We start from the raw sequence: 21,977 nt of genomic DNA, 5'->3' as shown, positions 1-21,977 counted from the left end.
TTTACCCGACCATGACCGAAACACCCGCTTTGTCCTACCCACCCAAGCTTCAACGCGGTACGTGCCGTATCGTGCCACTCGGCGGGCTGGGAGATATCGGTCGCAACATGACGGTCTTCGAACTCAACGGAAAATTACTCATCGTAGACGCCGGAGTTTTGTTCCCCGAAGAAGTCCAGCCTGGGATCGATCTGATTCTGCCGGACTTTGAATACATCAAAGACCGGCTCGACGATGTGGTGGCAATCGTGTTGACACACGGTCACGAGGACCACATTGGAGCGGTGCCCTACCTGTTGCGCCTCAACCCCGAGATCCCGTTGGTTGGTTCACAGCTCACCTTGGCGCTGGTGGAGTCCAAACTGCAACAGCACCGGATTAAACCGTTCACCCTAGAAGCCCAAGACGGCGGCCGAGAACAACTCGGGCCATTTGAGGTGGAGTTCATCGCGGTCAACCACTCGATCCCCGACTCGCTGGCGATCGCTATCCGGACTGAAGCCGGCACCATCTTGCATACCGGTGACTTCAAAATGGACCAGCTGCCAATGGATGGCCGAATCACGGACCTGCGCGCTTTTGCCCGCCTGGGCGAAGAAGGCGTCGATCTGTTCATGACCGACTCCACCAACGCCGAAGTCCCAGGATTTACGCCGACTGAAAAAGACATCGGGCCAGTACTGGAGAACTATATCGGCAAAGCACAACGCCGAGTCATTGTGGCGTCCTTTGCCTCGCACGTTCATCGCGTCCAGCAAGTTCTGGACGCCGCGGTACGACACGGGCGCAAAGTCGCCTTTGTGGGTCGGTCGATGGTCAACAATATGGGCATCGCCGCACAACTAGGGTATCTCGATATCCCTGCAAATACCGTCATCGATCTGAAATACGTCAACGACTACGCAGACGATGAAGTCGTGCTCATGTCGACGGGTTCGCAGGGCGAGCCGATGGCAGCCTTGTCGCGTATGGCTAACGATGAGCACCGCCAAATCACGATCCAAGAGGATGACCTGGTCATCCTGGCGTCCTCGCTCATCCCGGGCAACGAAAACGCGGTCACCCGTATCATTAACGGTCTGATGAAGCTCGGAGCCCATGTCATCCACAAGGGTAATGCCCACGTCCACGTCTCCGGCCACGCATCTGAGGGCGAACTGTTGTACTGCTACAACATCGTCAAACCGAAAAACGTGATGCCCATTCACGGCGAAATGCGCCACCTGATCGCAAACGGTCGCATTGCAGAAGCAACCGGAGTCCACAAAGACAACGTCATCATCACCAACGACGGCGGCGTGATCGATCTCGTCGACGGTGTAGCGCGCCAAGTCGGGGAAATCACTTCGGAATATGTTTATGTTGATGGCCGCTCGATCGGCGATGTCACGGAAGATGATCTCAAGGACCGCCAGGTTTTGGGCGAAGAAGGTTTCATCACCGTGATAGCCGTAATCGACCGCGATACCCGAACAGTGGTGTCCGGTCCGGAAATACACTCTCGAGGCGTTGCCGAAGACGAGGGAGTGTTCGATGCAATCAAGCCTAAGCTCGTCAAAGTACTTGACGACGCGGCAGCGTCCGATAAAGAACACAGCAAACACCAGCTGCAGCAAATGATGCGCCGCACCTTGGGATCCTGGGTCGCGCGGAAGCTACGCCGTCGTTCGATGATCGTACCAATCATCATCGAAGCCTAGAATTTCCCGGCAAGGCCTCTCGAATGCGACCATAACCAGGCAAAAGCGGTAGCCTAGGTGGTATGGCGAAACGTACTTCCCCCGACCGTTCGTCGAAGAAGTCTTCGAATGCGAAAACGAAGAAGACTTCGACGACAACGGCAGAGACACCTTATAACGTTACCGAAACTGACCAGCCCTGGCTGGTTCGATCGTTTACCCGATTTTGGTCCGCACTGGCCACCCCATTCGGTGGCGCAGTGCGCAAAATGGGGCCAGATGTCCACATACCCGTGGAGGAGCGCCGCGACGGCACCGGCCTCATCGTGCTACTGCTAGCAGTACTCGTCGCCTGGACGTTCTGGTGGGCACCAGCCAGCGAGCCTATTGTCGGCTCAATCATTTTCCACATCGTAGCTGGAACTTTCGGCTGGTTTTCCATACTGCTGCCGCTAGTGTTATCGATCATTGCGGTCCGTTTCTTTCGATTCCCGCAACAACACAGCGCGAACGGACGGATATTCTTTGGCCTACTGTTTGCGACCATCTCCGGCTCCGGTATTAGCCAACTGGTTTTCGCGAACCCCTCCATGGGCGCCAGCATGGAAGATAAACTCACCTCCGGGGGAGTCCTGGGCTACCTGGTGGTCGATCCACTAGCCTCCCTAGTGACAACTATCCCGGTGTGGATTGTGATGATCGCCGTGGCCTTCTTTTCAATTTTAGTGGTCACCGCAACACCGGTCGGTAAGATTCCTGCCCGACTCGCCGATGCCTATCGTTGGCTCACAGGGCAAGCAACCGATGCCTCGGACCAGGCGTCAGATCCTGTGGGCACCGAACGCACACACTCCGATCACGATCAGTCTTATCTTTATGAACACGAGCGCACTCCTGTGCCGACTCAAAAACGTCTTGGGTTCTTCGCCAGACTCTTTGGACGCACAACCTCTCATGACGCTGATGCAGCAAACCAGTCGTGGGGCGGAGATGAAGCCTACGCCACCGCCGTCATTGATGACGACAAACCTGCCGTAGAAATTCTGTCCGACGATACCGACGTGCCCGCCGCTGTGCCCCGGCCAAGGCCTAATACACAAACGCAGGTCATGGACTTCGGATCTCTATTCGAAGATAAACAAGTCCCCGCCGAAGCGGCTCCGGTCGGTGACCTCGTTGATGAGCCGAAGTCTGACGCGACCGAACCAGTCATTCCGCCGGGAGTTCGACGTCCCACTGCCGATGAGCTCGCCCTACAAGAAGCTCGTGAAAAGGCAGGCCGAGGGGACAGCCCTAAACAAGTGCCGGCAACCGAGGTCTCCAAACCCGTGGACCTGCCGCCCATCCCGGCGCGTACGGAACAACTCGAGCTGGACGGCGACGTTACCTATACGTTGCCGAGCTTGGAGATGTTACCTGCGGGGCCACCACCTAAGCAACGATCCGAGGTTAACGATCAGGTGGTTGACGCACTCGATACCGTTTTCCAGCAGTTTAAGGTCGATGCTGAAGTGACTGGGTTCTCCCGTGGTCCGACCGTTACTCGTTATGAAGTCGAAGTGGCTCCTGGCACCAAGGTCGAAAAAGTCACGAACTTGGAACGCAACATTGCCTACGCCGTGGCTTCCACCGACGTGCGGGTGCTGTCGCCCATTCCGGGCAAATCGGCCATCGGTGTCGAAATCCCGAACACAGATAAAGAAATTGTCTCCCTGGGCGATGTATTGCGTTCGAATGCTGCCCGCAAAACCGATCATCCGATGGTGATGGGTGTCGGCAAAGATGTCGAAGGCGGCTACATCATGGCCAACCTTGCCAAGATGCCGCACTTGCTTGTAGCCGGTGCTACCGGCGCGGGTAAATCCGCCTTCATTAACTCCCTGATCACCTCGATCCTGACCCGAGCTACCCCCGATGATGTACGCATGGTCCTGGTAGACCCCAAACGCGTTGAGCTCACCATCTATGAAGGTGTGCCACACCTGGTCACGCCGATCATTACTGATCCAAAGAAAGCTTCTGAGGCGTTGCAGTGGGTAGTGCAGGAAATGGACACCCGCTACGACGACTTAGCAGCATTTGGGTACAAACACATCGATGACTTCAACAAAGCTGTTCGTGCTGGCAAGGTCACTTTGCCACCAGATTCCAAGCGCAAACTCAAGCCCTATCCTTATCTGCTGGTGATCATCGACGAGTTGGCGGACCTGATGATGGTGGCCCCACGAGACGTCGAAGACGCGGTGGTACGTATTACCCAGCTAGCCCGTGCCGCTGGTATCCACCTGGTGCTTGCAACGCAGCGTCCTTCAGTCGACGTCGTCACCGGACTGATCAAAGCAAACGTGCCATCTCGAATGGCCTTTGCAACATCTTCGGTTACTGACTCGCGTGTGGTGCTAGACCAACCTGGTGCGGAAAAACTCCTAGGTCAAGGTGACGCGTTATTCCTTCCGATGGGCAAATCTAAACCAATGCGTGTCCAGGGTGCGTGGGTGAATGAATCCGAGATCCGCGACGTCGTGGATCATGTCAAGTCTCAAATGCAGGTGCAATACCGCGAAGATGTCATTCCTGAGACCCAAGCCAAGGTCATCGATGAAGACATCGGCGATGACTTGGAAGACCTGTTGCAAGCCGTGGAACTAGTTGTGACATCACAATTTGGCTCAACCTCTATGCTCCAACGTAAGCTTCGTGTGGGATTCGCCCGAGCTGGACGCCTCATGGACCTCATGGAATCCCGCGGCGTTGTGGGGCCATCAGAGGGTTCCAAAGCCCGTGACGTACTCGTCAAGCCTGATGACCTAGCCGCAGTCATCGCTAACATCAAGGGCGAAGATACACCACAGCCGAGTGCGGATCCCGCACCAGCAGGTGCCACCGAGGCATTTGATTCGCCAATCGAAACCGATGGCGCGGACTACGATGACTCACTCGACGACAGCGAATCAGAGGATGCATGGCAACTCACGGGCAGATAAGTTCCTGGAATCTTCCCAATGTCTTGACCGCGCTTCGGATCTTGCTGGTTCCGTTTTTCGTTTGGGCCCTATGGGGATCAGGTACGTTCGGTGAAGATTCCATGATGGCCCGCTGGATCGCAGTGGCCATTTTCGCCGTGGCAATGTACACCGACAAGCTCGACGGCGACATAGCCCGAGCTCGAGGCATCGTCACGAACTTTGGTAAAATCGCCGACCCGATTGCGGATAAGTTCCTCACCGGTGCTGCGTGGATCACCATGTCGCTGCTGGGAGAGATCTGGTGGTGGATCACGATTGCAATCTTGCTGCGGGAGTGGGGTATCACCTTCATGCGGCTGGCCATGTTACGTACTCGCGTCATGCCTGCAAGCCGGGGCGGCAAAATCAAAACCGTGTTGCAGACGGCCGCGATCTTGATATTACTGCTGCCGCTGTCTACTTTCGTAGGCGCGTGGTGGCTCTGGTTGGGCTGGACGCTGGTCATAGCAGCACTGCTGGTCACTCTGATGACCGGTCTGGATTATGTGATCAAGGCTATCCGCGCGCCGAAAGAAGAACGCACCCTCGACGAATAGAACCTTATTGATATGAACACTTCCGGCGCCACCGACTTCAGTGCACACGACATTGTTGCACAGTTAAAACATGAAGATTTAACCATTGCCACCGCAGAATCGTTGACTGCGGGTATGCTGAGTTCGACCTTGGCCGACGTACCTGGAGCTTCCGCAGTATTACAAGGTGGCGTCGTGGCATACAACAATGCCATCAAACACCGCCTGTTAGGTGTCTCGGCGGATATCTTAGCCGCACGTGGAGCCGTAGATGCCGAGACCGCAAAACAAATGGCCGACGGCGCTCGACAACGTCTGATAGCGGACTTGGGAATCTCCACCACGGGAGTCGCAGGGCCTGAACCATCTGAAGGAAAAGCCGTTGGGATCGTATTCATAGCATTGTCGACCCGGGAGCAAATCACTGCGAGATTATTACGCTTTGATGGCAACCGGGAGCAAATCCGACGCTCCACAGTAGCAGCGAGCTTACGGCTCGTGGGAGAATGGTTAACACAGAAAAACCAGGGACCAGCAGTAGCGCGATCAGTGTGACACAAATCGCTGAATTTTCGCAAAAACGTGCTTTTCGTCACAAAAACGCAGTTTTTAGGAAAAATTCCCAAGAAATTGATCCATCCGGGAACAAATTCGACAACAGGTGTGTTGTCTAATGGTGGAAGGTCTTTGAATTCCACGCTTCGACAGCGGGAATTCAGAATATATACAGGAGATGGTGGTTAATTATGATGAGAGAACCCGTTGTTGTGAATGGCGTGACTCGCTGGTTGAAAGCTGGCGAAACTATGAGCCAGCAAAACGAAGCCAAGGAGCCCACCATGCCCGTGCTGCGTGAAGAAATTGGCTACGTCCTCCGTGACGTCCGCCAGCGCCAGGGTCGCACCCTCCGCGAAGTCTCACATGATGCACGCGTTTCATTGGGTTACCTCTCCGAAGTTGAACGTGGTCAGAAGGAAGCTTCTTCCGAACTCCTCAGCGCCATTACCGCAGCACTGGATATCCCACTGTCGGTTATGCTTCGGGAAGTGTCAGATCGTATTGCGGTCGAAGAGGCTGTTCAGATCCCAGATACCATTCCGGCTGAGCTTGCCCATCGTTACGCCAAGCAGCAACAGCAGGGCCACGGATACAACCGTGGCGATCACCTAGCAAAGCGCTAGTCACCTGCTCAACGTTCATAAGCTTTAAATCAGGCCGTAAGTCTCGTGCTATTGTGTGGGGCTTACGGCCTTTATTGAGTGATCTAATTTCGTACCGAGGACTGTGTATGAGGCAATCTCATTTCTGGACGCTTCTAGACGATGAATTCGGTTCAGCAAATGCAGGCGTTATCGCAGCCTCGTTAGAGTTGCCTGGTCTGAAGGCGACAGCGGAGCAGGCTTTAGCGGCAGGTGTAGATCCCAGAATTGTGTGGCGGGCTGTGTGCGACCTGCATGACATCCCGGTGGAGCGACGCCTGGGTAAAGATCAAGCGCCCCGGGATACAGAGGCGTTCTAACTGCTTGTGGTGAGTCCTCCAGCACGCAGCGGGCCGGGCTCGAATACCTGCCGAGAAGGTTGTAAAATTTATTCACAGGTTGCCGAGGGTGCTTTCGTTCTGGCGCAGTTTTCCACATAACGTCCCGCAGGACTTATCGTGTCCGTGCGGCATCATAGACTTTGGAACATGGCAGCAGGCCGGTAAGGCTTGTCATTAACAATTCAAGGAGTAGACGAATGTCTTCAAATGCAAACCGCGAAAAGGCCCTTGAGTCGGCTCTAGCGCAAATTGACAAGAGTTACGGCAAAGGCTCCATCATGCGCCTGGGTGATGAAGTTCGGACGCCGATCGAAGTCATTCCGACCGGTTCGGTTGCCCTCGATATTGCTTTGGGAATCGGCGGCTTGCCACGCGGCCGCGTGGTGGAAGTTTATGGTCCGGAATCCTCCGGTAAGACCACAATTGCATTGCACGCCGTAGCAGAAGCACAACGCCAAGGTGGCATCGCTGCATTCATTGATGCCGAGCACGCACTGGACCCTGAGTATGCTAAGAAGCTCGGCGTCGATACTGACGCATTGCTGGTCTCACAGCCTGACACTGGTGAACAGGCACTTGAAATCATGGACATGCTGATCGGTTCCGGCGCCCTTGACATAGTTGTTATAGACTCTGTAGCTGCGCTTGTGCCACGGGCCGAAATCGAAGGTGAAATGGGGGACAGTCACGTCGGGCTACAAGCGCGACTCATGTCCCAGGCGCTGCGAAAGATCACCGGACGTCTTGCCCAATCGAAAACGACTGCCATCTTTATTAACCAGCTGCGTGAGAAAATCGGTGTCTTTTTCGGTTCGCCTGAAACTACCACCGGCGGTAAAGCACTCAAATTCTACGCTTCAGTTCGTGTTGATATCCGTCGCATTGAAACCCTGAAACAAGCTGGAGAGCCGGTCGGTAACCGTACTCGCGCGAAGATCGTCAAGAACAAGATGGCTCCGCCATTCAAACAGGCCGAATTCGATATTCTTTATGGTGAAGGCATATCGCGTGAAGGTGGTCTACTTGATATGGGTGTGGAGCACAACATCGTTCGCAAATCGGGCGCTTGGTTCACCTACGATGGCGACCAGTTAGGCCAAGGTAAAGAAAACGCTCGTCGTTTCCTTAAAGATAATCCGGATTTAGCAGTCGAGATTGAAGACCGTATTAAGGCCACGCTCGGTATCGGTGGTAAGACTGAGGAAGAAGATGAAGAAGTAGCGTTGAAATCCGTGGAGGATGCCTAAACTCTATGAGTGACCAAGACGACGTCGAAGCGGACCAGCACCAAACCGCCCGCAACATCGTGTTGCGCCAGCTCTCAGCTGCCCCGAAGACTCGGCATCAACTCGCCGAAAAGCTGCGGGACCGCGAGATAGCTGACAATGTGATTGAAGAGGTGCTGGACCGTTTCGAGGAAGTCGAACTCATCGATGATAGCGCATTCGCTGAAAGTTGGGTTCGTTCGCGGCATCGGTCTAAAGGCCTAGCTCGTCGAGCTTTGAGTACGGAACTGCGTCAACGAGGAATTACAGATGAAGATGCAGCAAACGCTCTTGAGCAGGTCTCAGACGACGATGAACAATGCGCTGCACACGACTTGGTTTTGCGCAGATTATCTCGAATGAGTGTGCCTTCATCAACAGATCCTGAGTCTCGCCAACAACGCGATAGAATAGTGCGACGCCTGGTCGGAATGCTCTCCAGAAAAGGGTATTCACCAGGCCTAGCATTCCAAGTGGTTACTACTGCGATGGATGCTGACGACCTTGACTCCATAGACGAATGAAATGAACATCTTGACTGAAGCCGTAGCCGACATCGCCACACCACGCTCGTATGAAATTCGCACGTTCGGGTGCCAAATGAATGTGCACGATTCAGAACGCATTTCTGGGTTATTAGAAATCAATGGTTATATTCCAGCAGATGGAGACGCGACTCCCGATCTCGTGGTCTTTAATACTTGCGCAGTTCGAGAGAACGCAGCCAACCGACTCTATGGTCATCTAGGAAATCTTAAGGTCATCAAAGATGGCTACCCTGGTATGCAAATCGCCGTCGGAGGGTGTCTGGCACAAAAAGATCAAGACACCATTGTTAAGCGTGCACCTTGGGTGGATGTGGTCTTTGGCACGCACAACATCGGGTCGCTGCCGGTACTATTGAACCGCTCGCGCCATAACAATGAAGCTCAAGTAGAGCTTCTAGAAGCCTTAGAGACTTTCCCTTCGACTTTGCCCACCAAACGGGAATCCAGTTATTCCGGCTGGGTATCCATTTCCGTGGGTTGTAATAATACCTGTACGTTCTGCATCGTTCCCTCCTTAAGAGGAAAAGAAAAAGATCGACGACCCGGTGACATCCTGGCTGAAGTCCAAGCTCTAGTAGATGACGGAGCCGTTGAAGTCACGCTATTGGGCCAGAACGTTAACACTTACGGTGTAGAGTTCCGAGATCGTCAAGCTTTTTCCAAGTTGTTGCGAGCCACCGGTGAAATCGATGGACTAGAACGGATCCGTTTTACAAGTCCTCACCCTGCCTCTTTTACTGATGATGTCCTCGACGCCATGGCAGAGACTCCTAATGTGATGCCCCAACTGCATATGCCGTTGCAATCTGGATCGGATACTATCTTGAAGGCTATGCGCAGGTCCTATCGTTCCAAGCGCTTCTTGGGCATTCTCGAAAAGGTACGCGAACGGATCCCACACGCCGCGGTAACTACAGATATTATTGTGGGTTTCCCCGGCGAAACCGAAGCGGATTTCCAACAAACTCTCGACGTTGTCGAAGCCTCCCGCTTCGCAATGGCTTACACGTTCCAATATTCTCCACGAGAAGGAACCCCCGCAGCGGAAATGGAAGACCAGATTCCGAAAGAGGTTGTGCAAGAACGTTTTGAACGACTAGTTGCCTTGCAGGATCGTATAGCGGCTGAAGAGTCAGCCAAACTCGTTGGCACCAGCCAAGAGCTGCTCGTGACGAACAATGCTGGCAGTCGTGGTGAGCAAACCGGGCGCCTGACGGGTCGTGCCCCAGACAACCGCCTTGTGCACTTCAGTATCCCACAAGGAGCTCAAACTCCCCGCCCCGGAGATTTTGTCACAGTGCCAATCACTGAAGCACATCCTTATCACCTCATCGCCGATCCGACGGAACCGACCCACTACCACTTGCGGCGGTCCCGAGCAGGAGATGCCTGGGATCGAGCCCAGGCGGATTCCTGTGGCACTGGTTCCAACGCGCCGGCAGGCAACGTCAATCTCGGACTACCAAGTCTGCGCATTGGCGCCCGTTAAGCAACCCCTTGTAGCCTTCGTCGGGGCTACCGCGACTGGTAAGACAGCCTTAGCGATTGCGTTGGCCAAGACAGTTGGTGGGGAGATTATCAATGCCGATTCCCTGCAGTTTTATCGCGGTATGGACATCGGAACGGCCAAAGCCAGCGTCGATGAACGCCAGGGCATCACACACCACTTGTTGGATCTTTATGATCTAGAGGTCGAAGCCAGTGTGGCGACTTTCCAGACACTGGCTCGAACGACCATCGCCGAGGTTAGATCCCGAAATCGTGTCCCTATATTGACCGGCGGTTCCGGATTGTACGTTCGCGCAGCACTCGACACCCTCGAATTTCCGCCAACTGATCCGGCTCTGAGGCAATGTCTGGCCGCGCAAGTGGAAAACGAGGGGTTAACACCACTTGTCGATGAACTCCAGCGCGTTGACCCGGAGTCAGCTCAACGGCTCCAGGACGAGCGCCGGATTATCCGGGCGGTTGAAGTACATCGACTCACTGGGCGCACATTTAGCTCCTACATGCCCAAGCGTCAATATCATCCGCATATCCCTCCTGTGGTCCAAATCGGCCTCAAAGTTGACCGCGCTAAACTGCACGAACGCATTGAACAGCGCGTCTACAGAATGCTAGATGCTGGCTGGTTAGACGAAGTACAACACTTACGAACTGTCGGCCTGGAGCAAGCGCCCACAGCCTATCGAGCCATAGGCTATCGACAAATGCTGGCTTACCTGGCGGGGAGTCTCAGTAAGCAACAAGCTATCGATGAAACAATTGTCGCCACCCGACGGTTTGCCCGACGCCAAGAAACATGGTTTAAGGCCGATCCTCGCGTTCACTGGGTTGATCCGCAAACCGATCATGCGCTTGCAGATATCTTGAGCCTTGTGAAAGCCAGCTAGGCTGACGATATGACGGCTCCGCAATCCACCTCCCAGGCCCACCAGCACCGCCTACGCCAAACTCTGGTTGACGCCCCGTTCGTCAAAATTACTGGCCCGACAGGCGACTGGATCGTTTTTTCTGAACCGACAAAGACCTCCAACCTAACGCCGGAACATATAGCCTGGTTATGTAACCGCTCTTCCGGAGTCGGTGCTGTCGGCGTTGTACTCATGACCGCAGCCTCACCATCGGCTCAGTATCCAGTGTCAGACCTCGAGGCCTGGAAGAGTGACGGAACACCGGCTATAGATCTAATAGAAGCAGCACGTGCTGCCACTTACGCCCTAGCTGCATTACAACGGATACCGGACTCCGAGACGTCTCATCACGTTTTCAAGGCCGCAACCGGGATCATCACCACGGTTTATACCCCCACCTACGTGGGTGTAGATATCGGTCAATGGTCATACGCCGAACCTGATACCGCAATAGCAGCAGGATCCGACGCCCTCGTCATGGCCGCCGGGCTAACGGACCCACGCCCGGGATTGAGTATTCGAACTCAAAGCCTCCACATTACGATCGCAGTGGAGTCACTCGACGAATTAGAAAGCATTGACCTAACTCAGTCTCCATCGGTTGAGCCATCGGTCAGGGAACCCACTGGCGTGAATTTCGTCGTGCCACAAGATCCGCTTACGATCGAGGGGATGGGTCAGCTGGCGTTGCGACACCATCCGGCCGTTCCCGGAAACTTAGAGCTTGGGTCGGCAGCAGCTGCTGCGACCATTGCTTTTCAACTTTGGGCGGGACTAACACAACCACATATCTGGAACGTATCAACGCTCCATGGCGATATTGTTGTGCAGTTACACGAAGATCGTAGAGTGTCCACGTTCGCTGCACTATCTACCGTGTTCTTTGGACGACTATAAGGCGCGTTCCACTTGAAGCACTCGAAAGCCTTTGTCTGTGGCGGCACGACGGATCGTGAATTCTCCGGGAGCTTTTGCCTCCAACATGGTCTGGATCCATCGCATTAAGGAATCGGCGCCAAGTTTCTTGGCCACCACAAGCCACGCTTGACCACCTGGTGTCAGCGTCGGTAACCAACGAGTCAAAATAGCGTGGAGAGCAGCTTTACCGATCCGGATTGGTGGGTTTGACCAGATGACGTCGAATGTAGCGTCTTCGGTTACCTCATCCGGATGTTTGACCGTGATGTTCTTCAGACCTAACCGCGACGCATTGGCAGCAGTTAACATTGCGGCGCGGTCGTTGACCTCTAATGCTGTGATGTGAGCCCGAGCAGACAATAACCCCATCGTGAGCGCAATAGGACCCCATCCTGAACCAATATCCAGAAAATCTCCAGATTCTGGAAGGGCAGGAACGACGTTTAACAGGACACGCGTCCCTCGATCCACCCCATCGGGAGAAAAAATACTGCCTGAGGTCTCCACTTGAACATTTTGTCCGGCAAGCTCGACATCGAGAACGCGCCGATGATCTGGGCCGGAGGGAGTAGAAGAAAAATAATGCTCATTCATCGTCTTCGTAGTGTAGTACGTTTCAAAGATTTCGGACTCCGCACGCTACCGCAGCATAAACGCGTTAATTGGAATACATTACCCCGGCACGATGTTGTCATAGACAGCTGCTATTGACAGAAAATCTTTGCGATTTCCTCACAGGAAAGCCCGCAATCGCAGGCTTAATCACAGCAAATGTGACATACTACAACATAAGGAAAAGCCTCTGAACAAGGAGAAAATGGTCACCCAATACGAGCCCTCCGATCCTCGGGCTGATGAGCAAATCAAAGCACTCATCAGCCGTATCTTGTCCGCCGATGATGCGAAAGCTACACATACTAGTGCGGTTGAGGACTATCGGCCCAGCGGCGCCCAAGCGCTGGATGACGGCGGGTCAAACCACACTGAATATGATGGTGACCAGTTTGATTTGGAACAGCGCCACGCGCTGCGACGCGTGCAAGGTTTGTCAACAGAGCTAGATGACGTCACAGAAGTCGAATATCGCAAGCTCCGCCTCGAAAAAGTGGTTCTCGCCGGCTTATGGACAGACGGTTCTGTCACTGAAGCCGAACACTCTCTACAAGAACTTGCCGCGTTAGCTCATACGGCGGGCTCCACGGTACTCGATGGGATCATTCAACGTCGTCACGCCCCTGATCCGGCCACTTTTCTTGGCCGTGGTAAAGCTCATCAACTACGAGATATTGTTCAAGATCAAGGGGCTGATACGGTCATTGTTGATACTGAACTGGCCCCATCGCAACGCCGTGGGTTAGAAGACGTGGTCGGCGTGAAAGTCATTGACCGCACGGCGCTGATTCTCGATATTTTTGCACAACATGCACAGTCCAAAGAGGGCAAAGCTCAAGTTGAACTAGCCCAACTGGAATATCTGTTGCCACGGTTGCGGGGTTGGGGTGAATCGATGTCCCGGCAGGCTGGTGGCCAAGCTGCGGGCGGTGCCGGTATTGGTTCGCGTGGTCCTGGTGAAACGAAAATTGAGTTGGACCGACGTCGTATCCGTGATCGGATGGCAAAGTTGCGCCGCGATATTAAGCACATGGAAAGCGCTCGACGAACGAAACGCGCTCGCCGTCGTCGCAACCAAATCCCGTCGGTTGCGATTGCCGGATACACCAACGCCGGAAAGTCTTCCATACTCAATCGGCTGACCAAAGCCGGCGTGCTTGTCGAAAACGCACTGTTTGCTACTCTCGACCCAACGGTCCGGGCCGCCCAAACCGCAGATGGCATAGCGTACACGTTGTCCGATACCGTCGGTTTCGTCCGCCAGTTGCCGACCCAGCTAGTTGAGGCCTTCCGATCCACGTTGGAAGAGGTCGATGAAGCAGACATGATTCTGCACGTTGTGGATGCTTCGCATCCCGAGCCAGAAGCTCAGATTGATGCAGTCCACCAGGTCTTTTCAGATACGAATATCGCCGATATCCAAGAACTCATCGTCTTCAACAAGGCCGATGCAGCAGATTCTATGGTGCTAGCGCGGCTACGACGTCGTTATCCCAACGCCGTCATCGTGTCGGCTGCTACCGGGGAAGGCTTCAAAGAACTCGAAGCAGCCATCGCAGAAGGACTGCCACGACCCAGCATTCATCTTGACCTACTGGTGCCATATACCGATGGTGAGGTCGTCAACCGACTACACTCGGATGACACCGAAATTCTGGCTGAAACCTATGAGCCAGAAGGCACCGCGTTGACCGTGCTGGTGTATCCAGAGGATAAGGATCACTACTTAAGCTATGTCCGGTAATCAACCGGTAACCACTTCCTCAGCCAGCCCTACGCAAGTCAGCGAATGGCTGGCTGATGCCGTCGCTGCACTCGGTGGACAAACTCGTCCAGGCCAACAACTCATGGCAACCGAGGTTGCTAACGCACTTGAGACCGGCACACATCTGGTCGTACAGGCTGGAACCGGAACTGGTAAGTCCCTGGCGTATCTCGTGCCGGCCATTGACTACACCTTGGCCAGTGAGTCGCCAGTGGTCATAGCAACGGCCACTCTTGCGCTCCAGAGCCAGATCATCAATCGAGACATCCCACGCCTGCTGGATACTCTTGAAGCTTCTCTGCCTCGCAGCATCGACGTGGCCTTATTGAAAGGGCGCGCCAACTACGTCTGTAAACACAAGCTCCGTGGCGCAGCGATCGAGTCCGAAGATGACAGCTTGTTGGCCGCCACCGACGTGGTTGGCCAACCACTATCTCAACTTGGTGAAGAAGTCATGCGACTGCGCTCCTGGGCCGAAGAAACCGACACCGGAGACCGCGACGATTTGAAACCTGGGGTCACCGATGAGGCATGGCGTCAGGTTTCAGTTTCGGCTCGCGAATGCATTGGTGCGAGCAAGTGTCCCTTCGCAGAAGAGTGTTTCTCTGAACTCGCTCGTCAAGCTGCAGCCGAGGCTGACATCGTAGTGACCAATCACGCGATGCTGGCTATCGCTGCATTCGAAGATCTCAACATCATGCCCGAAGCTGATGCCATCATTATTGACGAGGCCCACGAACTCATTGACCGCGTGACCTCCGCAGTCACTTTGCACCTGTCCCCATCCTTGATTCGAAGTGCAGCAAAACAAGCCAGACAAGAGGCATCTGTCGTGGCGACTGACCTAACCGATGCTGCAGTTTCCATGGAAGCCGCCTTTGCTTCAGCTCCTTCGGGCTGGTTTTCCCAAGGCTTCAACGAACACCAGCTCACCGCCTTGGAAAGCGTAAGGGACGAAACCCGCCAAATGCTCAGCGATCTCAAAGGCAGCGGGGGAACCGACACCGAAGACTCAAACCGCCAACTGGTCAAAAACCGGTTAACAGAAATACTGGAAACCACCGAACAACTCCTCACGGCTGGAGCACAGCCGAAAGGTGACATGGTCGTTTGGGCGACACGCCCGTCACATTTTGAGCCAGGCAAAGGATGGGTTGAGGCTGACCCACATTCAGCACCGCTGTTATACGCGGCACCTTTATCCATTGCTGGCAGGTTTCGAGACAAACTGCTCGATGAGTCCACGACCATCCTGACTTCTGCGACCCTGACCGTCGGAGGAAAATTTGATGCTATTACCGGTGATTTAGGGTTCAAGATCAATGGTGGGGCGAAATATAAGACCCTCGATGTGGGTAGTCCATTTGATTACCCTACACAAGGCATCTTGTATGTGGCTGATGATCTGCCGAAGCCTGGGCCCCAACCTTCGGCCCAATCCCATGAGCGGCTTGAACACCTTTTGGACGCCTCAGATGGAGGAGCATTATGCTTGTTCTCCTCACGTAGCGCCGCAAAGGCCGCCGCCGACGAGATGCGACTACGCTTCGGCGAAAAGCTCAACATTTTGGTTCAAGGCGAGTCAACGCTGTCGGGTCTCATTGATGAGTTCACTCAAGATCCACGAGCCTGTTTATTTGGCACACTGACGCTGTGGCAAGGCGTCGACGTACCCGGCGAGACTCTGCGGTTGGTAACGATTGACCGAATTCCATTTCCTCGCCCCGATGATCCGCTAGCCTCCGCACGAGCTCGATATATCAGCCAACGAGGTGGTAATGGATTCATGGCGGTATCAGCCAGCCACGCTGCCATTCGGCTGGCTCAAGGAGCGGGACGTCTTATCCGATCCACATCGGATCGTGGCGTCGTTGCCATTTTAGACTCGCGATTGGCGACTGCCGGTTACGGCACATTTCTCCGAGCCTCTATGCCGAATTTCTGGGCAACACGGTCGGCTACCCAAGTCATGGAAAGTCTCAGGCGACTTTCCGCTTAACTGAATGGTGATTGCACGCCAATTCCCGTGATGCTGATCTGAACTGTGCTTCCTAATCATTATTGGAAGGCCAACAGAGCGCCCAAAAAACTACTGGGACAGATTACAGTGAACTACACGGAAGACTCAATTTCTGTTGAACCTTGAAAGAGGTTTCCTTTGGCGACATCAGATTCTCATATCCCAAACGAGCAAACTGAACGAGCTAAGCTGGATCGGACGAAACAGGTCCATGACGGCAATAAGAAGCATGGCCAGCTCCGAGACGGCCAAGAACCCAGTTGGCTAGACCGCTATCTACCCTTCATCTGGATAGGCTTTGCCTTTGCTGCAATGTTCACGATTATGTTTCTGCCGCCATTCGAGGGCCTGTCGACAGCGGGACAACGATCCCTGGCAATCCTAGTCTTTGCAGTCATCATGTGGATAACTGAAGCTGTCAGTTATCCCATCAGCTCGGTGATGATTTTGGTCATCATCGCATTGTCTATTGGTTTCTCGCCAGACCCCGACAGTCCTGGGGAAATTCTTGGGACCACCGGAGGACTCAGCGCAGCATTGAGTGGTTTTGCAACCTCGGCAGTTGCGCTCGTGGCTGCCGCGTTGGCACTAGCCGCGGCAATGCAGGCCACGGGGCTTCATAGGCGGCTGGCTTTTCACATTCTTCGTTTCTCAGGCGAAAAAGTCTCCAATATTCTGATTGGGGCCATCGTCATCGCTACCTTGCTAGCGTTCTTCGTGCCCTCGGCCACCGCGCGAGCCGGCGCTGTTGTGCCCATTTTGTTGGGCATGATTATCGCTTTTGGCATGCCACTGAACTCAAAGCTTGGTGCGTTATTGATCATCACAGCGGCACAGGCTATATCCATTTGGAACATAGGTATTAAGACAGCGGCGGCGCAAAACCTCGTTGCGGATGGTTTCATACTCGAAATATTCGGGGAATCCATTTCCTGGCCACGGTGGTTCATGATTGGAGCCCCATGGTCGATCTTGATGTCGATAGTGTTGTATTTCGTGATGCGTTGGGCGATCAAACCAGAGACCCGTGTCCTTCAAGGCGGTAAAGAAGTTGTCCGGGAGGGTCTTGCCAAACTTGGTCCCATTTCAGCAAAAGAGATTCGTCTAGCAGTTTTGGCAGGGCTCATGCTGGTGCTGTGGTCTACCGAAGGCACCTTGCACGAACTGGACTCATCAACGATTACCTTGACCGGCATCGCCTTAATGCTGATACCCAAGGTCGGTGTTCTGAACTGGGATCAACTTGAGTCGATGGTCAATTGGGGCACCCTTGTGGTCTTCGCCATCGGGATTTCCTTAGGTAGCCTGCTGCTGAATTCTGGTGCAGCGGAATGGTTGTCTGCAATCACCTTCGAAGCAATGGGACTGTCTACCATGCCGCTGTTAGCCACGATTGCTATCGTCTCGGTATTTAATATTCTCATTCACCTCGGTTTTGCCTCAGCAACGGCACTCTCATCTGCGTTGATTCCCGTGTTCATCGTGCTCGCGATGAGCATCCCGGGACTCCCAGAGCAAGGGGTGGGCTTCGTCATTATCCAACAATTCGTGATCAGTTTCGGATTCATCCTCCCCATCTCAGCCCCGCAGAACATGTTGGCCTACGGTACTGGAACATTCACCGTCAAGCAGTTCATGCGTGCAGGCATTCCTCTGACGGTCGTGGGGTATCTCTTGGTCTTGTTGCTTTCGGCTACCTACTGGCAATGGATCGGAGTGCTGTAGTACACATCGTCGGTTCTTCTCCGGCAAAATTCGCAAACATCTCAGACTGCCACATTTCGAAGCTCGCGTAGCTTCCCGTTGTCCTTACCGTGTCCCACCCAGTTGTTTCAATGAGGACCAACAGTGATCTCGTTAATACAATGGAATGTAGGGTGCAATGCATAATCTCAACGGCAGGGATAACTCGACAGTAAACCTGGCACGGACTTCATGTGTCTTAAAAATTGGTTGGCAAGGGCAGCTGCTCGGAGGGTTGATGCTCCTTGGGATGCTCCTGGTCGCACTGTGGTTTCACACACCATTGAAAGCCGCTGTCGCACAGGAGCAAAACGTTTCCGAATCGTATCAGCAGATCGTGGTGCAACCGGGGGATACGTTATGGGAAATTTCCACGCGTTTGGCGCAAGACAACAATCGAGCTAGCGTCCTAGACCAAATTATGGCGTATAACAACCTTGAAACATCTGAATTAGAAGTCGGCCAAACCCTATATGTGCCGTTCGTCCAGGACCAACTCAATGCTCACTGACGTCACCCGCGTTGAAGTGATCCCCACCCCGGCTATGCTATTGCCGTGACTAATCAGCAAGAACACGCCAAGACCACTGCGTTGGAAGCATTACCGCTTCGAGCCAACCTGCGCGGACAATCGCCGTACGGGGCGCCCCAACTTGAGGTAGAACATCTTCTCAACACGAATGAAAACACGCATCCCGTACCGCAAGTCGTGGTCGATGCCATTGCTTCTGCAGTGCATGAAGCTGCTGTTTCGTTGAACCGCTATCCGGATCGTGAATTTACGCAACTTCGTCAGCGCTTGGCCGCGTACCTCGGTCACGGTCTAACCGAAGAAAATATGTGGGCCGCTAACGGCTCGAATGAAGTTCTGCAGCAAATCCTGCAGGCATTTGGTGGCCCCGGACGCAAGCTGCTTAGCTTCCCCCCAACGTATTCTATGTATCCGCTACTCGCGTCAGGTACCAATACCGAATACATCGCCGGAGTTCGCAACGAAGATTTTACGCTTAGCCCCGAATCTGCGGCACGGCAGGTTCAAGAGACCCAACCAAACGTTGTGTTCTTATGCTCACCCAATAATCCCACCGGGACGGCACTTGGACTCGACGTCGTAGAAGCTGTTTATGAGGCTGGTCAAGAGTTCAATGCCATAGTCGTTGTAGACGAAGCGTATGAAGAGTTTTCCCTCAACACCACCAAATCTGCTCTGACCCTGTTAGACGGTCGAGAACGGTTAATCGTATCGCGCACTATGTCCAAAGCATTCGCATTAGCGGGCGCGAGGGTGGGCTACCTGGCCACATCACCCCAGGTAACAGATGCCCTCCGACTCGTCAGGTTGCCCTATCACTTGTCGGCCATCACGCAGGCAGCAGCCAACGCTGCACTTCAACACGTCGATGTACTGCTGGCGACCGTCGATGAAATTAAAGTTCAACGGGACCGTATCGTCGAGGAGCTTCGACAGATGGGGCTGAAACCGGCAGTGTCAGACTCCAACTTCGTGTTCTTTGGTTGGTTTGAAGATGCTCACGCAGTCTGGCAAGGACTGCTGGAGCGTGGTGTGCTTATTCGGGATGTTGGCATCCCACACCACCTTCGTGTTACCGCCGGCACCGAGGAAGAGACAACTGCGTTTCTTGTTGCGCTGCGGGAAGTAATGGGCGCCTAAACTAGCTGGACGAACCTGGTGACGACTACACTTAACTATCGCACCGACATAATCGCTGAATAAGGAGTTTCCTGACCTCAATGGCAGCTGAACTGATCTCTGGTCGTAAAGCATCAATGAAACGTACGACATCAGAATCCGATGTCTACGTTGAACTTGACCTTGATGGCACCGGGACATCCAACATCTCTACCGGAGTGCCCTTCTATGATCATATGCTCGATGCGCTAAGCCGCCATTCGCTCATGGATCTGACTGTCGAAGCTACCGGTGACACACATATCGACGTCCACCACACAGTAGAAGACGTAGCGATCACGCTGGGTGAAGTCTTCAAAGTGGCTCTAGGCGATAAACGCGGTATACGTCGGTATGGTGAAGCCACGATTCCGATGGATGAAGCGCTTGCGAGAGCCACCGTGGATTTATCAGGACGCCCATACTTCGTGCACGAAGGTGAATCAGAAGCTCAGGTGTACCACCTCATCGGCGGGCACTTCACAGGTGCAATGACACGGCACGTATTTGAATCGTTCACTTTCCACGCTGCTATCAACGTCCACGTCGATCTGCTGCGTGGCAGAGACCCTCATCACATCATCGAAGTGCAATTCAAGGCTCTGGCCCGAGCCTTGCGACAGGCTATTGAGGATGATCCACGAGTTGAGGGTATTCCATCGACAAAGGGTGCTCTGTAGTGTCGCAAGCCAATCCAGTTGTGGCGGTGGCAGATTATGGCATCGGCAATCTCGGCTCCCTCGTTAACGCGCTGGAGTATGTTGGTGCTGATGTCCTAGTGACCTCACAAGGTCAATCGCTGCTAGCAGCAGACGGCATGATACTGCCAGGCAATGGAGCCTTCGGTGCATCGAAGAAAGCCATGGAACGGCTCAGCATACCCCGCTGGGTTGGTCAACGCGTAGCCGGCGGACGCCCCGTTTTGGGCATCTGTGTGGGGCACCAATATCTGTTTGACAGTTCCGAAGAATTCGGCAATCATGACGGGATGGGGGAGTGGCCAGGTACGGTGAAAAAATTACCCACAGACGCTGTACCGCATATTGGTTGGAGTGAAGTACGCCCAGCCATCGACAGCACGCTATTCGCCGGTCTAGAAAACGAACGGTATTACTTCTCGCATTCTTATGCCGTTCTCGACTGGGAATTCGACCAAAGCATCGAATCCATGGTGCCACCACAAGTATCGTGGGGTCACCATAACGGTGATTTCATCGCAGCTGTGGAAAACGGTCCTCTTGCTGGCGTCCAATTCCATCCTGAACTCTCAGGTCGAGCTGGCCTGACCGTATTACAGAATTGGATAGGAACCTTCTAATGCCATGGTGGTCAACGTTACTGCTGGCACTAGGTGGCATCCTCATCGGGGGCGCCTGGTCACTACATCGTCAAAAAGCACCAGTGTGGATCCGAGTTTCATTCATTATTCTTGGCGCTTTAGCAATCCTTGCAGCATTCCTTACCGTCCCTTGGGCTAACTAAACTTGGAGAATTTATGACCACCCCATTACAACTACTACCAGCCGTTGATGTGCAAGATGGCCAGGCTGTTCGCCTCGTGCAAGGTGAATATGGCACTGCAACGAATTACGGTGATCCCTTTGACGCGGCACTTGGCTGGCAGGAAGCTGGCGCAGAATGGCTGCACCTGGTTGACCTAGATGCAGCCTTCGGGCATGGGAACAACCGCGAAATCATCCGTCGAATCACCGGCGAACTGGGTATTAAAATCGAACTATCCGGCGGTCTTCGCGATGATGCTTCCTTAGAAGAGGCCTTCGAAATGGGCGCCACCCGAGTTAATCTAGGCACGGCAGCTCTAGAAAATCCAGAATGGACAGCAAAAGTTATCAGCCAACACGGCGATAAAATCGCTGTCGGTTTGGACGTGCGCGGAGAGAAGCTGGCCACTCGTGGCTGGGTTGAAGAAGGCGGGCACCTCTGGGACGTACTAGACCAGCTTGAAGCAGCAGGTTGTGCGCGTTATGTCGTCACTGACATTACTAAAGACGGTACACTGACCGGACCGAATACTGAGCTGCTGGGCCAGATAGCTCAAAAGACCGGTAAACCTGTGATTGCCTCTGGTGGAATTTCTGTTCTTGATGACATTGCAGAACTCACGCAAATGGTTGATCAAGGCATTGAGGGCGCCATCATCGGTAAAGCACTCTATGCTGGCCAGTTCACATTGCAGCAAGCGTTACAGGTCGCATCCGGTTCAGCAGTGAAAGACGTCTAA

Annotated in this window: 20 protein-coding genes; 19 read left to right on the top strand and 1 reads right to left on the bottom strand. The window is 53.9% G+C overall.

Annotated elements, in window-relative coordinates:
• Positions 1-11 precede the first annotated feature (11 nt).
• From FB556_RS07865 to FB556_RS07815, 11 genes are all read left to right on the top strand, one after another.
• Complete coding sequence (locus FB556_RS07865) at positions 12-1,700, top strand: ribonuclease J (RefSeq protein ID WP_141866424.1); 1,689 nt, start codon at positions 12-14, stop codon at positions 1,698-1,700.
• A 62-nt stretch (positions 1,701-1,762) separates the two neighbouring features.
• The gene (locus FB556_RS07860; protein WP_141866422.1) at positions 1,763-4,663 is read left to right on the top strand and encodes an FtsK/SpoIIIE family DNA translocase; all 2,901 of its coding nucleotides are present in this window, start codon (positions 1,763-1,765) and stop codon (positions 4,661-4,663) included.
• Complete coding sequence (gene pgsA / locus FB556_RS07855) at positions 4,642-5,241, top strand: CDP-diacylglycerol--glycerol-3-phosphate 3-phosphatidyltransferase (RefSeq protein ID WP_141866420.1); 600 nt, start codon at positions 4,642-4,644, stop codon at positions 5,239-5,241. The genes FB556_RS07860 and pgsA overlap by 22 nt, the downstream gene beginning before the upstream one ends.
• Positions 5,242-5,253: 12 nt before the next feature.
• Entirely contained in the window at positions 5,254-5,775 is a 522-nt protein-coding gene (locus tag FB556_RS07850; RefSeq protein WP_141866418.1) for a CinA family protein, read from the top strand.
• Between the two features lie 191 nt (positions 5,776-5,966).
• Positions 5,967-6,401 (top strand): helix-turn-helix domain-containing protein, encoded by a 435-nt coding sequence (locus FB556_RS07845; RefSeq protein ID WP_141866416.1) that lies wholly within the window; start codon positions 5,967-5,969, stop codon positions 6,399-6,401.
• Between the two features lie 107 nt (positions 6,402-6,508).
• Positions 6,509-6,739 carry a DUF3046 domain-containing protein gene (locus tag FB556_RS07840; protein ID WP_141866414.1) on the top strand — a complete coding sequence of 77 codons (231 nt, stop codon included), beginning with the start codon at positions 6,509-6,511 and terminating at the stop codon, positions 6,737-6,739.
• 218 nt (positions 6,740-6,957) lie between these two features.
• Entirely contained in the window at positions 6,958-8,007 is a 1,050-nt protein-coding gene (gene recA / locus FB556_RS07835) for a recombinase RecA (protein WP_141866412.1), read from the top strand.
• 5 nt (positions 8,008-8,012) lie between these two features.
• Entirely contained in the window at positions 8,013-8,549 is a 537-nt protein-coding gene (locus FB556_RS07830; RefSeq protein WP_141866410.1) for a regulatory protein RecX, read from the top strand.
• 1 nt (position 8,550) lies between these two features.
• On the top strand, positions 8,551-10,062 hold the full coding sequence (gene miaB / locus FB556_RS07825; RefSeq protein ID WP_141866408.1) for a tRNA (N6-isopentenyl adenosine(37)-C2)-methylthiotransferase MiaB: 1,512 nt from the start codon (positions 8,551-8,553) through the stop codon (positions 10,060-10,062).
• Positions 10,049-10,966: a tRNA (adenosine(37)-N6)-dimethylallyltransferase MiaA gene (gene miaA / locus FB556_RS07820; RefSeq protein WP_141866406.1), complete on the top strand. Its 918-nt coding sequence runs from the start codon at positions 10,049-10,051 to the stop codon at positions 10,964-10,966. Before miaB ends, miaA begins: the two co-directional genes overlap by 14 nt.
• A gap of 9 nt (positions 10,967-10,975) precedes the next feature.
• The gene (locus FB556_RS07815; protein ID WP_141866404.1) at positions 10,976-11,884 is read left to right on the top strand and encodes a hypothetical protein; all 909 of its coding nucleotides are present in this window, start codon (positions 10,976-10,978) and stop codon (positions 11,882-11,884) included.
• On the opposite strand, the gene FB556_RS07810 is transcribed toward FB556_RS07815, so the two are convergent.
• A complete protein-coding gene (locus FB556_RS07810; protein WP_141866402.1) occupies positions 11,879-12,499 on the bottom strand; it encodes a class I SAM-dependent methyltransferase in 621 nt (206 codons plus the stop codon). The genes FB556_RS07815 and FB556_RS07810 overlap by 6 nt on opposite strands.
• Before the next feature lie 223 nt (positions 12,500-12,722).
• Between FB556_RS07810 and hflX the strand changes: the two genes are divergently transcribed.
• The 8 genes from hflX (at position 12,723) to priA (ending at position 21,977) form a co-directional block, all read left to right on the top strand.
• A complete protein-coding gene (gene hflX, locus FB556_RS07805; protein ID WP_141866400.1) occupies positions 12,723-14,261 on the top strand; it encodes a GTPase HflX in 1,539 nt (512 codons plus the stop codon).
• On the top strand, positions 14,251-16,281 hold the full coding sequence (locus FB556_RS07800) for an ATP-dependent DNA helicase (protein ID WP_141866399.1): 2,031 nt from the start codon (positions 14,251-14,253) through the stop codon (positions 16,279-16,281). Before hflX ends, FB556_RS07800 begins: the two co-directional genes overlap by 11 nt.
• A 159-nt stretch (positions 16,282-16,440) precedes the next feature.
• Complete coding sequence (locus FB556_RS07795) at positions 16,441-18,027, top strand: SLC13 family permease (RefSeq protein WP_246057267.1); 1,587 nt, start codon at positions 16,441-16,443, stop codon at positions 18,025-18,027.
• A 157-nt stretch (positions 18,028-18,184) separates the two neighbouring features.
• Entirely contained in the window at positions 18,185-18,556 is a 372-nt protein-coding gene (locus FB556_RS07790) for a LysM peptidoglycan-binding domain-containing protein (protein WP_141866397.1), read from the top strand.
• Positions 18,557-18,601: 45 nt separating this feature from the next.
• Positions 18,602-19,717: a histidinol-phosphate transaminase gene (locus FB556_RS07785; RefSeq protein ID WP_141866395.1), complete on the top strand. Its 1,116-nt coding sequence runs from the start codon at positions 18,602-18,604 to the stop codon at positions 19,715-19,717.
• 80 nt (positions 19,718-19,797) lie between these two features.
• Positions 19,798-20,415, top strand: a complete 618-nt coding sequence (hisB, locus tag FB556_RS07780) for an imidazoleglycerol-phosphate dehydratase HisB (RefSeq protein WP_141866393.1) — start codon at positions 19,798-19,800, stop codon at positions 20,413-20,415.
• Positions 20,415-21,053, top strand: coding sequence for an imidazole glycerol phosphate synthase subunit HisH (gene hisH, locus FB556_RS07775; RefSeq protein WP_141866391.1), 639 nt, complete (start codon positions 20,415-20,417; stop codon positions 21,051-21,053). Before hisB ends, hisH begins: the two co-directional genes overlap by 1 nt.
• Before the next feature lie 177 nt (positions 21,054-21,230).
• Positions 21,231-21,977, top strand: a complete 747-nt coding sequence (gene priA, locus FB556_RS07770) for a bifunctional 1-(5-phosphoribosyl)-5-((5-phosphoribosylamino)methylideneamino)imidazole-4-carboxamide isomerase/phosphoribosylanthranilate isomerase PriA (protein WP_141866389.1) — start codon at positions 21,231-21,233, stop codon at positions 21,975-21,977.

Origin of the sequence: Enteractinococcus coprophilus, assembly GCF_006716305.1 — a bacterium.
In the GTDB taxonomy this organism is placed as follows: domain Bacteria; phylum Actinomycetota; class Actinomycetes; order Actinomycetales; family Micrococcaceae; genus Yaniella; species Yaniella coprophila.
Note: the sequence above shows the minus strand (reverse complement) of the source record. Positions and strands in the feature narration are given on the sequence as shown.

What these genes read in the sequence shown, in the direction of transcription:
- FB556_RS07865 (WP_141866424.1), top strand. Translation starts at nt 12, where the DNA reads ATGACCGAAACACCCGCTTTGTCCTACCCACCCAAGCTTCAACGCGGT.
- FB556_RS07860 (WP_141866422.1), top strand. Translation starts at nt 1,763, where the DNA reads ATGGCGAAACGTACTTCCCCCGACCGTTCGTCGAAGAAGTCTTCGAAT.
- pgsA (WP_141866420.1), top strand. Translation starts at nt 4,642, where the DNA reads ATGGCAACTCACGGGCAGATAAGTTCCTGGAATCTTCCCAATGTCTTG.
- FB556_RS07850 (WP_141866418.1), top strand. Translation starts at nt 5,254, where the DNA reads ATGAACACTTCCGGCGCCACCGACTTCAGTGCACACGACATTGTTGCA.
- FB556_RS07845 (WP_141866416.1), top strand. Translation starts at nt 5,967, where the DNA reads ATGATGAGAGAACCCGTTGTTGTGAATGGCGTGACTCGCTGGTTGAAA.
- FB556_RS07840 (WP_141866414.1), top strand. Translation starts at nt 6,509, where the DNA reads ATGAGGCAATCTCATTTCTGGACGCTTCTAGACGATGAATTCGGTTCA.
- recA (WP_141866412.1), top strand. Translation starts at nt 6,958, where the DNA reads ATGTCTTCAAATGCAAACCGCGAAAAGGCCCTTGAGTCGGCTCTAGCG.
- FB556_RS07830 (WP_141866410.1), top strand. Translation starts at nt 8,013, where the DNA reads ATGAGTGACCAAGACGACGTCGAAGCGGACCAGCACCAAACCGCCCGC.
- miaB (WP_141866408.1), top strand. Translation starts at nt 8,551, where the DNA reads ATGAACATCTTGACTGAAGCCGTAGCCGACATCGCCACACCACGCTCG.
- FB556_RS07815 (WP_141866404.1), top strand. Translation starts at nt 10,976, where the DNA reads ATGACGGCTCCGCAATCCACCTCCCAGGCCCACCAGCACCGCCTACGC.
- FB556_RS07810 (WP_141866402.1), bottom strand. Translation starts at nt 12,499, where the DNA reads ATGAATGAGCATTATTTTTCTTCTACTCCCTCCGGCCCAGATCATCGG.
- hflX (WP_141866400.1), top strand. Translation starts at nt 12,723, where the DNA reads ATGGTCACCCAATACGAGCCCTCCGATCCTCGGGCTGATGAGCAAATC.
- FB556_RS07800 (WP_141866399.1), top strand. Translation starts at nt 14,251, where the DNA reads ATGTCCGGTAATCAACCGGTAACCACTTCCTCAGCCAGCCCTACGCAA.
- FB556_RS07790 (WP_141866397.1), top strand. Translation starts at nt 18,185, where the DNA reads ATGCATAATCTCAACGGCAGGGATAACTCGACAGTAAACCTGGCACGG.
- hisB (WP_141866393.1), top strand. Translation starts at nt 19,798, where the DNA reads ATGGCAGCTGAACTGATCTCTGGTCGTAAAGCATCAATGAAACGTACG.
- priA (WP_141866389.1), top strand. Translation starts at nt 21,231, where the DNA reads ATGACCACCCCATTACAACTACTACCAGCCGTTGATGTGCAAGATGGC.